This window comes from Nostoc sp. JL34, from assembly GCF_017114945.1.
In the GTDB taxonomy this organism is placed as follows: Bacteria; Cyanobacteriota; Cyanobacteriia; order Cyanobacteriales; family Nostocaceae; genus Nostoc.
The window spans coordinates 1-13,854 of the sequence record NZ_JABXKQ010000179.1; the positions used below are offsets into that span (position 1 = coordinate 1).

The 13,854-nt window shown below is 39.9% G+C and carries 9 protein-coding genes; 4 read left to right on the top strand and 5 right to left on the bottom strand.

Going from position 1 to position 13,854, the window contains the following annotated elements; all coding sequences use genetic code 11:
• The coding region (locus tag HWQ44_RS32305; protein WP_366931413.1) for a type II toxin-antitoxin system VapC family toxin at nt 1–460 on the top strand (460 nt) is incomplete at its 5' end.
• Nucleotides 461–638: 178 nt separating this feature from the next.
• On the opposite strand, the gene HWQ44_RS32310 is transcribed toward HWQ44_RS32305, so the two are convergent.
• Together HWQ44_RS32310 and HWQ44_RS32315 are read right to left on the bottom strand one after the other, a co-directional pair.
• Nucleotides 639–1,205, bottom strand: a complete 567-nt coding sequence (locus tag HWQ44_RS32310; protein ID WP_292726395.1) for a DUF2808 domain-containing protein — start codon at nt 1,203–1,205, stop codon at nt 639–641.
• A gap of 23 nt (nt 1,206–1,228) precedes the next feature.
• Nucleotides 1,229–1,666 (bottom strand): DoxX family protein, encoded by a 438-nt coding sequence (locus HWQ44_RS32315; protein ID WP_292726397.1) that lies wholly within the window; start codon nt 1,664–1,666, stop codon nt 1,229–1,231.
• 220 nt (nt 1,667–1,886) lie between these two features.
• Between HWQ44_RS32315 and fabG the strand changes: the two genes are divergently transcribed.
• Together fabG and HWQ44_RS32325 are read left to right on the top strand one after the other, a co-directional pair.
• Nucleotides 1,887–2,582 carry a 3-oxoacyl-ACP reductase FabG gene (fabG, locus tag HWQ44_RS32320; RefSeq protein WP_292726399.1) on the top strand — a complete coding sequence of 232 codons (696 nt, stop codon included), beginning with the start codon at nt 1,887–1,889 and terminating at the stop codon, nt 2,580–2,582.
• Nucleotides 2,583–3,235: 653 nt separating this feature from the next.
• Nucleotides 3,236–5,590 carry an adenylate/guanylate cyclase domain-containing protein gene (locus HWQ44_RS32325; RefSeq protein ID WP_292726401.1) on the top strand — a complete coding sequence of 785 codons (2,355 nt, stop codon included), beginning with the start codon at nt 3,236–3,238 and terminating at the stop codon, nt 5,588–5,590.
• Nucleotides 5,591–5,640: 50 nt separating this feature from the next.
• On the opposite strand, the gene speY is transcribed toward HWQ44_RS32325, so the two are convergent.
• From speY to HWQ44_RS32340, 3 genes are all read right to left on the bottom strand, one after another.
• Nucleotides 5,641–6,816: a deoxyhypusine synthase gene (gene speY, locus HWQ44_RS32330; RefSeq protein ID WP_292726403.1), complete on the bottom strand. Its 1,176-nt coding sequence runs from the start codon at nt 6,814–6,816 to the stop codon at nt 5,641–5,643.
• Nucleotides 6,817–6,983: 167 nt separating this feature from the next.
• Nucleotides 6,984–7,532: an ImmA/IrrE family metallo-endopeptidase gene (locus tag HWQ44_RS32335; protein ID WP_292726405.1), complete on the bottom strand. Its 549-nt coding sequence runs from the start codon at nt 7,530–7,532 to the stop codon at nt 6,984–6,986.
• 213 nt (nt 7,533–7,745) lie between these two features.
• Nucleotides 7,746–10,448, bottom strand: a complete 2,703-nt coding sequence (locus HWQ44_RS32340; RefSeq protein WP_292726407.1) for a helicase-related protein — start codon at nt 10,446–10,448, stop codon at nt 7,746–7,748.
• A gap of 370 nt (nt 10,449–10,818) precedes the next feature.
• Between HWQ44_RS32340 and HWQ44_RS32345 the strand changes: the two genes are divergently transcribed.
• Nucleotides 10,819–13,653, top strand: coding sequence for an RNaseH domain-containing protein (locus tag HWQ44_RS32345; RefSeq protein WP_292726409.1), 2,835 nt, complete (start codon nt 10,819–10,821; stop codon nt 13,651–13,653).
• Nucleotides 13,654–13,854 lie beyond the last annotated feature (201 nt).

Genomic DNA, 13,854 nt, shown 5'->3' on the forward strand with positions numbered 1-13,854 from the left:
TGTATTTACTTATCTTTACATAGTCTGGTTTTTTTATGCCCACCTACTTAATCACTGTTCTTTCTTGATGGAAGGTGTGCCTAGCGTTGTAAATCACTTGCGATCGCTTGGTCAGGTACAATTAGCAACCAGTGTTATTGTTGCTGGTGAGTTGCACTTTATGGCACAAAACTCACATCAAAAAGCTGCTAATTTAATAAAAATTAATGCATTTCTCAAACGAATTAACCTATACGGGATCGACAAAGAAACAACAGAAATCTACGGTGATTTTAAATCAGAAATTATCAAACAATTCGGCCCAAAAGAAAAAAATAAACGTAAAACAACCAAACTAAATACCATAGGCATTAGTGAAAATGATCTCTGGATAGCTGCTACAGTTTTACGTCATTCATTGACTCTTGTTTCATCTGATAGCGACTTTGAACGAATGCGACAAGTAAGAGAAATTTCTTGATAAAGTTGGGTGTAAATTAAACAGCGTAAAAAAACAGCTAATTTACACCTACTCAATTAATGCAAAAACTTCTCCACACATCTCACAAATATTTCCACACCCATTCCCAACGCCGTACTTGTAGAAAATATTCCCCATTCCCCATTCCCCATTCCCCATTCCCCATTCCCTATTCCCTCTATCGGAACCACCAACTTCCCCAATTGCTGTAAAACTGAAACCGTCCAAAACCAAGAAATTGACCGTGAGATTTTTCACCCACAGGGTATGCAGTAACACCCAATAAGTAAACACCAGAAAAGCTTGGATTACTCACAGGGCGGAGAGCAATGGTAATTGTCTGTCCTGGAGTCACAGGTGGGTCAAAGTTTACAGAAACGGTGCGTGTGTCACGCTCGTTTGTGACTGGGCCTAGCTTCAGTTGCGTTTCTTTGCGATCGCGTGTCCCGACAAATGCGCGGGTATCATTAAGATGATAGCGGATGTTTTCTGATCCCTCTTTTTGGGCGATCGTTACCTTCTGGAGGGATTCTCCAGCATTTTCCGGCACATTAATGGTGAAATAGTAAGTTCCGCCCCAAACATTCACTTCTTTGTAAGTAGTTGTCGCGTTAACAAGTTTCGGTGGTTGGACAAAATAGACAAGGCCATCTCTAAGCTGCACAGCTTGAGTCACCGGAACCGCTACTTCTCCAATGGCTATTGCTAACGAGAGGGTTATTCCAAACAAAGTTGCAACGCGCATGATTCAGATATAAAAAAACGCACTTATTCTAATTCTAGTCCTTTGGGAATTAGAGACTTGGGAATGATAGAAGCTTGTTTTTCCCCAAACGAAGATTTCGTGTACCACCAAGCCCAAGCAATTAAAACAGCTTGAAAAGGAAGTCTAACTACGTGTAACCAAGGTGAGTTTGGTATATGTTCTAGCTGAATATGATTAACCGCCATATTGATATTGGCTGGAAAAACCGCAATAAAAAGAGCAATAAGTCCCCAAGCAGCAGCTTGACTTACAGGCGGGACTAATAAACCAATACCACCCAAGATTTCATAAAAGCCACTGAGATAAACTAATCCTAAAGGGTAAGGAAGTTGCGGTGGCATAATTTTGACAAATGGTTCTGGAATCACAAAATGTGTCACTCCAACCACAATGATCGATATCGCAAGGATGACACGTAAGATTTCTTTATACTTTTTCATAGTTTTTGCCTCATTATATTAAAAATCCGATTTGATTCGGAGAAATTAATTGTGTAGAGAGGGAAATCTTAACAGGGAAGCGCCTAGCTTTGGCTCTTTTTAGAGTCTAAAACAAGACCGATCGCAAAGTCATTACTAAACAAACCTACACTAGTTTTAAATTTACCAAATGCTGGCGATCGCGCTATCTTGAAAATGAACTTTCAAATATGCGAAACTGATGAAAGGCAAGCAAGTTTTACTCACAGGTGGTACTGGTGGACTAGGTTTAGGTGTGACACCAGTCGTTCTCGCCCAAGGTGCAAAGGTGACAATTCCTTATCGGAATATCAAAGATGTTGAAAGCCTCAAGAGCATTCTTTCACCCACTGATTTTGCCAAACTTTCCTTTGTCTCCTCTAATCTAGAAGAGGAAGCCTCAGTAGAAAATCTCATCAACAGCATCGGACGAGTAGATGTGTTAATTCATTTGGTGGGTGGCTTTTCGATGGGGAAAACCCACGAATATAGTTTTTCCAGTTGGAAACACGAATTAGATATCAACTTGAATACTACTTTCTTGACTTGCAAATATAGTCTGAAAAAAATGTTGGAGCATGGTTATGGACGCATTGTTACAGTAGGTTCTAAGGCGGCTGTGGAACCTGCTGGGCAATTTGCAGCATATTCCGCTGCTAAAGCCGGTGTGGTAGCTTTGACACAAGCGATCGCTGATGAAACTAAAGGTACAAATATCACTGCTAATGTCGTCCTTCCCAGCGTCATTGATACCCCCAACAACCGCCAAGCAATGGGTGCAGAAAATGCTGACAAGTGGGTTAAACCTGAATCATTAGCGCAAATAATCTGCTTTTTAGCTTCAGAAGCTGCTAAAGATATTCGAGGTGCAGCAATTCCTGTCTACGGCAATATTTAGTTGGAATACTAAAAATCTGCATTATTGGTGAATTTGAATTCAGTAACACTAATTTAATTCGCCATTTTGTAGAATCACACATAGGATTAAAGTTAAAGATGAAAACAACTATTAAGTAGAAGCAACTTTACATTCAACTGTCAATCCTCCAAAAGAAATATATTAAAAGTATTAAGCAAGTTTATTTATGCCCACCTACTTAATTCTGATCGAGCAACTCCAAAGGTTACTCCTAGTGCAGCACGGCGTCAATCCACTACCATCTCAATTAACCTAAGCAACTGGTTAAAGGTAGGCAAACTGACGCTACAGTATACTAGTTGTTTTCGTTCAACATACTGGATTGATGTTAAAAAATAGCACACTTAATTAATTAATATCAATTTCAGTAATCAAGCTGAGTAATAGTAACTTATCCAAACTTTGTCTAAACAGGCTTGTATATTGCTTAAATATTTGAAATAATAGCTAAAATAATTATCATTGGTGCTGAATTGTTAATTGTTAGCTCTGATTATTGAGTTATTAATTATCAGTGTGATAATAGTATCATCTGGCAAAATTAGAGTTTTTCTCTCCCTATCCTTTGAAATCTCCTCTTTACTCTGAATCTTCCTATTAAAGATAAGTCTAAAGCCTGCTCCCATACCACAATGAAAGACCAAGTACTAGATCAGATTTTTAACAAACCTTCTTTTCCCCTGAAATTTGAACGCTTGGAACTGGATGATAATTTCCGCATCATAGATACATCCGAGCAGGTGCAACGGTTTGCAGAACGTCCTGAGGAGGTGATCCGGGGAAAAGATGTCCGACTAAGTTTTCCTGAGTTAATAGGACTTGAAGATATCCTGACATCTGTCTTGCAAGGGGAGCAAGAACTGTTTGAATTACAAGCAATTGAACGATGGCGAGAGAATAATGTTCTTGTATATATAGATATGTATATTATCGGTGAACAGCAGGAAAATAAATTTGAAAATAAATTAATAGTCCTGATTGAAGATGTTACCGATAGGCTTGTTTTAAAGCAAAAAGTAGCACAGCAAGCTAATGAAAAAAATCTGTTATCAAGTGCTTTAATCTCATGCGAAAATTACATGGAACAAGTAATTGCTTCAATGGCAGATGCTTTGTTAGTAACCAGTAATTCCGGAAAAATCAAAAAAGTCAATCGGGCTGCTCAACAATTGTTTGGCTTTCAGGAAAAAGAATTAATTAATCAACCAATCTCGCTGATAATTGATAACAATCAAATTTTCATAGAAGCTATTTATCAACATTCTTATTTAAAGCGAAAATTACATAATTTAGAGGTAGTTTGTCGAACCAAAACTAGAGAAAAGCTGTTGATTGATTTTTCTTGTTCAGTGATTGCGAAAAAAACAGAAGGATTAGAAGATATTGTCTACATTGGTCGGGATATTACTGCTTGGCAACGCCGGGAACAGCGTACAAGTGCCCAGTATGCTATTACTCGCATATTATCAGAATCACAGAGCGTAAAGCAGGGAATTCCGCAAATTTTGCAGTCGATTTGTCAAAATTTGGGATGGGATTTAGGCGAACTTTGGACACCAAGTCAATATATTGGGACTTCGGTACAAGGAGATAGCCTCAATGCAGTGCTAAGGTGTGTGGAAATTTGGTCAAGTCGATTAATTTCTGTTCGAGAGTTTAAAGCAATTACCTGGCAAACTACATATACACCTGGTGTTGGCTTTCCTGGTCGAATTTGGATCAGACGTTTGCCATTATGGATTAAAGACATCACAGAAGATGGAGACACTCGGCGATCGCAACCTGCTGCTGAGGCTCGATTGCACGCAGCTTTTGGTTTCCCCATCTTAGACGATAGTGAAATCTTAGGAGTGATGGTTTTCTTTAGCCGGGACGTACAACCAAAAGATAAAGACCTATTGCAAATGATGGGTTCTATTGGTAGCCAAATCGCCCAATTTATCAAACGCAAACAAGCAGAAGATGCTCTTGTAGAAAGTGAAGAACGATATCGAGATTTATTTGAAAATGCTAATGACCTGATTCAATCCGTCGATCCGTCTGGTCGTTTTTTATATGTCAATCGTGCATGGCGAGAAACTTTGGGATATAGCGAAGCTGAAATTGCCAATATGAATATTTTCGATATTATACATCCAGAGTTTAAACAACACTGTTTGGAAAGATTTTATCGCGTGTTATCAGGAAAAAAGCTTGGGCAAGTAAAAGCTGCATTCGTTACAAAAGACGGCCAAACAATTTTTTTAGAAGGTAACATTAACTGTAAATTTGTCGAAGATCATCCAGTTGCGACTCGCGGCATTTTTCGCAATGTCACCCAGCGACTAGCAGCAGAAGAAGCGTTGCGCCATCAGCAGAAAGAAACCGAACGCTTGTTGCTGAATATTTTGCCAGCAGCAATTTCCAATGAACTCAAGGAAGAACCAGCTAGCATTGCTGAAGACTTGGCTGATGTCACAGTTTTATTTGCAGATATCCTCGGCTTGACCGAAATTGCTACTTCTATAAGTGCAATTCAACTGGTAAACTTAATCAACCCAATTTCCTCAGCTTTCGATCGCCTCACCAAACAACATAGTTTAGAGAGAATCAAGACCATTAACGATGCTTATATGGTAGTTGCTGGCTTGTCCCCACGCCGCCGGGATCATGCTCAAGCGATCGCCATTATGGCACTAGATATGCAAACTGCGATCGCTCTATTTAATACTGAGAATAACCAAAACTTTAGTATTCGTATCGGCATCCATAGTGGTTCCGTAGTGGCGGGAGAAATTAATCTGAACAAGTTTACTTATGATCTCTGGGGAGACACAGTAAACATCGCTAGCTGCATGGAATCTCAAGGTATTGCTGGTAAAATCCAGGTAACAGAAGATATTTATAAGTCCTTGTGTGATGAATTTTTATTGGAAAAACGAGGCGAAATCGAAGTTAAAGGCAAAGGGAAGATGACAACTTACTTGTTGATTGGACGGAAGGGATGAGGAGGATGAGGAAGCAATTTTTTTGCCTCATCTCCCCATTCCACACTCCCCTAATGAGTATTCGGAATCAGTCGGCCACACGGATAAGTCGCTGTTTGCTGTGAAGCACTTTCAGCAACTGCTGCTGGAACCTGATCCGATGGTCGGGTTTTGGCTGCTAGATAGTCTTTTTGCAGTTTATCCAAAATGGCTTCTCGCCTGTCATATATACGCTTTAATGGACGAGGCTGGCATTTATTAAGAACATACGCCGTCACAAGTGGTAGAGCGATCGTGCTATCGGTATAACAAACTATTGTGTTAGGTAACTCATCCGGGTCAATTTTACCCCAACTTACAGCTTCCGATGGGGTTGCTCCAGATAAACCACCTGTATCTGGACGCGCATCGGTAAACTGCACAAAGTAATCGTGTCCTCGTTCTTCTAGTCCTAAAACCTCGTGAAGTTGCGGTTGAGTTTGTAGCAAAAAGTTCTTAGGACTACCACCACCGAGAATTACAGCTGCACTTTTACCTCCTGATTCACGGGCATTATATGCGATCGCTGCTGTCTCATTCACGTCAATTGATGGATCTATCACCAACTGCGAACCTTCTAATGCTAAAGCCGCCACGTTCATCCCAATTGAACTATCTCCTGGAGAAGACGTATAAATCGGTACGCCATATTCATAAGCTGTAGCTAACAAGCAGGAATGCTGCACACCCAATTGCTTTTCTACTTCCCGGACATATTTACCTAGTAAATGGTGAAACTCAGCAGTTCCCATCCGCTTTTGAAACGCTTCTCCTTGGAGAATTTTGCGGATGAACGCATCAGTTTCTAGCAGCACATCGTAACCAAAGATAATGTCATAAATGCGGATCGTACCTTCTTGGCGAAGTTTCACATCATCCAAAAACGGATTACCAGCAAAGAGTTCAAAACCCAATCCGTAGTGCATATCGTGATAAAGATTTGCACCAGTGCTAATCATCCAGTCAATAAAGCCGTTGCGAATTAAGGGTGCAAGCGCTGAAACCCCGAATCCTGCTGGCGTCATCGCACCGGAAAGGCTAACTCCCACCGTGACGCCTTCCGTTAGTACATCGCGACTCAGTAGCTGGCAGATTTCCCGCAACCGCGCTGAGTTGTAAGCGGTGAAGTATTGATCGATCAAATCCACCACATTGATATCATTTGATATAGGTGTAGGTGCGATTTTTTGACCCAGCTGTTTAGACATTTTGGCACTCCCGAACAGTAAACTCGCCGAATCTAATGTTATCTAGCTTTCAGCCAAAGTGACAGCAATACTTTTTGATCACTACCTTGAAAAAGGAAGTGGGGAGTAGGAAAAGAAAGCTTTTTCAGCCCTTTTGGGATTTTCCCATGATTAGCTGTCTTGAAATTTTATAAGCATTTCACAAGCACATTAGTCACATTGCTGCGAAATTGCACCATAGCCTCACTAGCACCGAAATGTTCTGCAATTTGAGGTAACAACATCTTGCGTTGTGTCGCCCACAGTAGACCACGTTTGGGAATTTGAAGGCATCCCCCTAGATAAGTTGCTTCATCTTCGTTGTTTTGTTTACGTTTTGGTAGTCCAGTTACAGGATTAAAGCCTACAGGCTTATGATTCAGCAATACATGAGCTATTTCATGCATCAAATTTGATTCACGCCGTGTAGGTGCATGACGTGGGTTGTATACAATCCAGAGTGGGCGATCGCTTATAATCGCTCCTGACCACCCATCGCTAGCAAGTAGCAGTGTTACTTGCTCTGGCTCTAGATTTGGAACCCGATCGGGTGTAAAAAGTGTTGCCCCTAACTTGGTTGCTAGAATGTCTGCGGGTAACGGCTCAAACGATCGCACTCGAAGTAAGCTTCGTTGTTCAGTTGCGATCGCTTCACAGCGTTGCCTAAATTCCGGCGATAGACTTTGAATTAATGGCATATATTAGGGATCTTGCTTCAATTCGCCATTATTTTGAGACAGATCACGATACGCTGCTTTGACTAAGGATGCTAAAGCATTAGCGATCGCTGGATCAAGGTTTTTGTCAGCGCGTAGTTGAATAGCGATCGCTTCAGGTGTATCCAGTTAATCCTCTTGTGAGGATCTAAACAACTCAGCAGGTGGCACTTCTAGCCAGTATGATATAACGCACTAGTATCTAGCTAAACTTTCAACATCATCAGGTTGATGTGCTGGTTTGAGATACATTGCACATTCTCTGACAACATCATCTAAATTAGCATTATTTTGTTTAGACCACTCTTTTATGCAAGCATAGCTAAGTTCTTCAATTTCATCAGCATTAACAAGGGCACGCTCAGTATGTTCCTCACATTCAAGCAAATCAAGTAATTGATTACGTAATATGTTCCGCAAGCTTTTTGACTTAGGTTCATAAACAGCCCATTTGTCTTCATCTTCGTGTTTAAACAAGACATAAATTAAAATTGTTCGCCCTGAATAAATTTTTGCACTAATAACATCGTCACGAATATTACGGGCATAGTCGCGGTTATTATATAGCTTAGATGCATGGTGATAAAATGGCGATATATTATCATCGACTAAAGCCTCTAAATCAAGTACACCTGATTGAATTGTTACTTTGGATGCATTTTTGAAAAAATTAACTTCTTCTTTTTCATTTATAGAGAGAACAGGAAGCTCCATAATTTCTTGAGATTGACTGTGGCGATTTGCCAGGTTACTATAACGTTTTGCAATGCCTAAATCTCGTAAAGCATCACCTTCTAGCGGTGGAACAAAAGTGTAAAGCTCCACAGTGCGCGGTTCAATCCAGGGTCTTAGAACACGGCCTGCTCTTTGTGTAGGCTCAATTGCTGTCCAAGCTAGATCGTAATTGATAACTACAGGTGCATCTTGTAAATTAATGCCAACACCATGAGCATCAGTTGAAATAAAAACATCGTAAGTCTCTTCATACTTTCCTTCAGCTCGGTTTGCGACTGGGGCAAACTTTTTAATTGCTTGTAAAATCTCTCGCTCACTTTTAGGTACGTATTGACTTTTTCCTTGCTTACTTGTGCGCTTCATTGTGCCAAATACTCTCAGATAGGGAAGTAAAGTATTAACGGCTCTCACCAAATAGACCACTGTTGCACGACGCTCACAAAAAATGATAACTTTTTTATTATTAGAGTGAACTTCTTGGAGAAAGCTACATAGAGATGCAAGCTTCTGATCATCAGTAAACTGCATTTGGTTTAATCGACTTAGGAGCGGCTCTAATATTTCACGGCGCTGAGATTGAGACATTTCAAACTCAAAATCATATGACAAGTTTCGCTTGCCTGGGGTATTTATAACTTTTTTGATAATTTCACGAAGTGCCCATGGTGAACTGGCCCAGGCAACTTCTGCTTGCGTTTCTATAAACTTGCGTGACTCTGGAGGATCTATAACGGTAAAGCAACCATCCCTAAAAACTTGAGAGATTTCGCTTTCCATGAATAGATGGAAATTAACTCGATATAACTTGACAAGCGGAATATATCGCTTTGGCTGTCCAAACTGAATTAATACGCCATTCTCTAGCTTCTGTCCATACTGTTGTGCAACATAAGGTGTAGTTAATTGAGACACAACAGACAAGTTAATAAATCCTTTTATACTATCTGTATGCCAATTGAAATTTTTCTTGTTTTGTTTATCTGAAAAAGTTTCAATTTCCGCAGTGTGAGGTAGAAGCAAAATTTGGTGATTGAGATTCCTAATATCTTTAGAATAAGGTGAACCAGTAAGAAGTAAGACTTTACAGCCACTTTCTTTAATTCGTAAAATCAATCTTTGGAATGAGCGCCTTCTAGGACCTTCTGCACTATCATGGCAATTTCGGAATAGATGGCATTCATCAATAATAATGAGCCATTGCTTATTTATTTTTTCTTCTATTTCGATAAAGTGTTCAAGATTACGATCATGGCTTGGATCTTCTTTATCTAAAGCTTGATAGCCGATATAGGTCTGAGGGATACCCGCATCCATAAATTCAGACTTCCATTGCCTTTTTACTAATTTGGGACCAATAATCATTACATGTATAATTTTATCTGCTCTAAAAAGTTTCAAGGCGAGGTGAGTAGCAACAACGGTCTTTCCAAGTCCTGTTGAAGCAACCAACATGACTCCGCTGTGATCGCTTATTTTCTGTAAAGCTTCAGCAATCATTGCTCTTTGATAATTCGTTGGCGGAGTATATCTGTTATCAATTTCTACATCCTCAAAAACAAGTAAGGTTTTGAGGTAAATATCCCACGGAGAAGCAAGTTTCAACCAATCTTCAAGAGCTTTAAGTAGCCTATGAGTTAAATCTATTGCTTCAGCAAAATATCCATCAAATTTCTTGACAAGTTTTACAATTTCTTTCTTCCGACTCAGTGGATTACCAGCTTCAACCTGTTGCATTAAGCCATGTTTAGTTAAATTGGCTGAGGTAATGATGACAACCTTACAGTCAACAAAGTAAAGTTTTGCATGATGTTTCCTAGCGCGTGCATCAACAATCCGAAATTGACCCGTCCGAATTTTATCAACTAAATCTGCTACAGCTTGACGGCGATTACCTGGTGATGATCCTGTTGCTAAATCTTTCTTAATTTCTTGGATTAGAAGATGCTGTGCGTGTCTTTCGTCTTGTCTTTGAGTTCGTTCGTTAATTCCAACCAACAGATCAACATACTTTCCTTTTACAACATTCCGAATCTGATCCCAGCCGTTTACAGTAAAATAGCCAGATGCAATACGTATTTTTGATTGGCACTTTGGGAAGTAGTATTGGATTTGTTCATAGATTGTCTTGGAATCAAACCAGGATCTTGGCAGAGAATCAGTCATAACTCAGTGATAATACGTTTGAACTATAGATAATAATACATCTGAACTAAATTTTGTCAAAAATGTAACTTTTCGCCGCTTATTGACAACTTTAGTAGTCAATGTGGTTCTAATTTGCTGACTATCTCTGAAACCTTCTATTTTCAGATTTGCTAGTTTTCACGTTGGTAATGCCCACGCTGTTTTGATGCCAGAACAGCAAGCCAGAGAAGCGATCACGATCGCCTTCTTTTACTAGTCAATTCCTACGATCAAGCTCGTTGGGCAGCAAACGAAATTCGCAATTGCTGGTCAAGTATGCAGGACTTTGTTTATCACCTAGTTCCTGACAATATAGAGACATACACGGAAGATAACTTTGATGAGCTGTATGGAAGAAGTTCTCTCATCTAATCGCAAGAAAAAGGTCTGGATACCATATCGACAGTTAAACAATGGATTGCTTGCCTGTGTATCAACATTGACACATGGTTTTGAATACTTTGATACAGGCGATTATCGAGTATTAGCTGTGGGAACGGTTGAAAATCCGTTGCGAGTTCCAATACCTGAGCAAATATATGAGTTAGTGATGATTTGGGCGCAGGAGTGGACAAAGCAATTTGATGGTAAGGGTAAACCAGATCAGGTGAATAGTGTTTGCGATCGCTTCCTTAAAAACATGGCCATAATTCCTACTAATTGGAATTGGCAACCTATTACTCCAAAAAAGCTCATTCAAAACATCAATGCTGAAAAAGGACTGGGATACCAAGCCATTCCTAGTTTCTTAGCAACATTGCTGCATGAAAAAAAATGTGTTATTCATTCTAGGCAGAGAAAGCAAGAAATCCAGTGGCGCAAGGTACAAGGCGATGGCTCAGGTCGTACTGGACTATTCCTAGTCAGTCAAGCATTTCCGGCACTGTATACAGATGACTATGGCAACGAAAGGGAAGGTTATTTTGTCTATCGCTTAGATTTTCGCGTTCAGACTCAAGCAGGGCGATTCAACCAAAATAGTAAGCTTAAACCGTGGATTTTTTTGCATTTAAGTTGTCAACCATATGCTCATGAGCCATTAATTGAAATGAATTACGGTCGTGATATTTCTGTGCTGATGGGGATGAATGAGGAACGTCTATCTGGTTACGAAGTAGATTCAACTTTGATACGTCTTACCATTGAGAACAATGGGAGAGAAGATAGTAATTTGTGGAAATTTCAATTACCAAATCTGCTAGCTGCATTCAAAGCGCGTTCCCTTGAAACAACCGATAATATTCGTTGCAACCCTTCTCAATACGGCAATTTAGATAATCATCCTAACTGGAATAGAGATGAATATTATTTAGTTCATGCTGAAGGATACAAGTATGAACATGAAAACCATAAAAGAGGACATAGTATTAAACCAGGATTTAGTTTACAGGAACGTGGTGATATTGTTGCTCAAGTCTTAGAGCTTCTAGACGATGTTTTGATACCTGATGATCCAATGCAATCTGATATTCCTGCTCCATCTGGTCAAAAAACACCCTTGGCGATGCGCGATTACGAATATATCTCTCAACCTCCAAGTTTTACAAAACAACAAAAAGAAAAGCTGACTGAAAAAGAAATTAACCAACGTGTAGATAACCGTCGTCAAGAAAGACAAACGATCATTTCTGATGCTATTGAGCGGGCATTGCAAGGAAAACCCATACATCTTTTTATTCTGTGGCGCGAACGAGATACCTGTGATGTAACTTACCAGACATTGCGTGATGCTTTCCTGCTCAATGAAGGAGAAAATTTTCCAGAGCATGTCAAAGTATCATCTGTATGGATTAATGATCCAAATCTTTTGAAACCCCTCGACACAGCCGGAATCGCACCTAAAGATGGTCAAGAGTTTGATAAACAAATCCGCAAGCAGCATCAAATAAAACTCGATGCATGGCGCAACTTTTTGAAACATGAGGTTATTGCTTTAATTGACTCTACTACTAAGCCTTACTGTTTTGCGATCGTTGAGATTGGACAAACAAAAAAGAAGGAAGTTCATCCCAAACAAAGCATTTATAGAGTAGTTCGTGAAGCATGTGTGTTAGAAAAAATCAGTTCCCAAATGGTGCAAACAGTTAAACCAAAATCATCTGACCAAGAAGATGAAACCACAGACACATCGCCATCTTACAGCAAGAAGACAGAAGGACGTATTCTAAATGCTGTACTGGATCTAACGCTACGCCAGATTGGGGCACTCTATGGACTGCCCTCAGAAGTCTATGAACGGACAGGGATACCAAAGGAAATAGCCCAAAACCTAGATGTAATTGCCCTTTGTCGCCGAAAAGCTACTCAAGGACAAGATAATATTCACTATGCTTTAGCTGTTCGTCTGCGGGCAAATGGTGCAGTTGATGTGTTATTTCCCGATCGCAACTATTGGATTCCTTATGCACAGGCGGGGATTGAACTGGGACAGATTTTCTCACGGGTACGGTGCGATCGCAATTACAAAACAGTTCAGTTAAAGGGAATAGAGCTTGCAAAATTTGCGGTGGATGTACTAACGCAAGTAAGCGAAAAACCCACCCTTGTCTTAATCGAAGCCGATGTATGGCGTAATGAACGTGGTGAAGAAAACGGAGGTCAAGCTTGGTTCCAACTAAAAAATGAATATCTTCTTGCAAAACGGGATATCTTAGACTTCCAACACGTTCCAGGTCATGCTTGTGTATATCCTTGTGACCATAACCAACTTAGGAACCTGCTGGGAATAATTCGCTTCCGCACTGGCGACGAGACAACTCAATACATCACCAATCGACAAGCTTGGAATGAGAATTCTCCAGCACGAGATTTAATTCGCTTAAGTGGTTTTTACGATACCTCTGTCCCTGAGTTGCTCCATTACTTCTCTATCGGAAGATTACCGCAAACACAAAAAGCTCAAGATACCTCAACAGCACGCGAACTCTATATGCTTGATTCTCAAGATGACGAATACGGTGTAAATATTGCATTCAAGCACCAGCAGATGCTAGAAATGCTTCCTTTCTTCATTCGTTCAGATTTTCAAAAAACAGAAGAAAGCCTAAAATCACTTTGCCGCATACCACACTACTTAAGAATTTCACCAGCGTGGGCTATGGGTAATATTCATTCACCATATCCAATGCATTTAGGCAAACAACTAATCAAGGATCACTTATGCATTCTTGGTATAGAAGTTTGATTCAATAAGTAGTGTTCTGCTTTTATTAACAAACTTGAAGAATAACTACATTTTTGACTAATTGACTTGAGGTGAGACAAAAATGAATAGTTAATGGAATTAACTGAATAACTCTTAGCAGAAGATGACAAAATCCCTCATAGCTAGCAGGGCAAACGCATCTAAATATTGACGAGCCAGGATTTGAGTCGAATTCAGCGA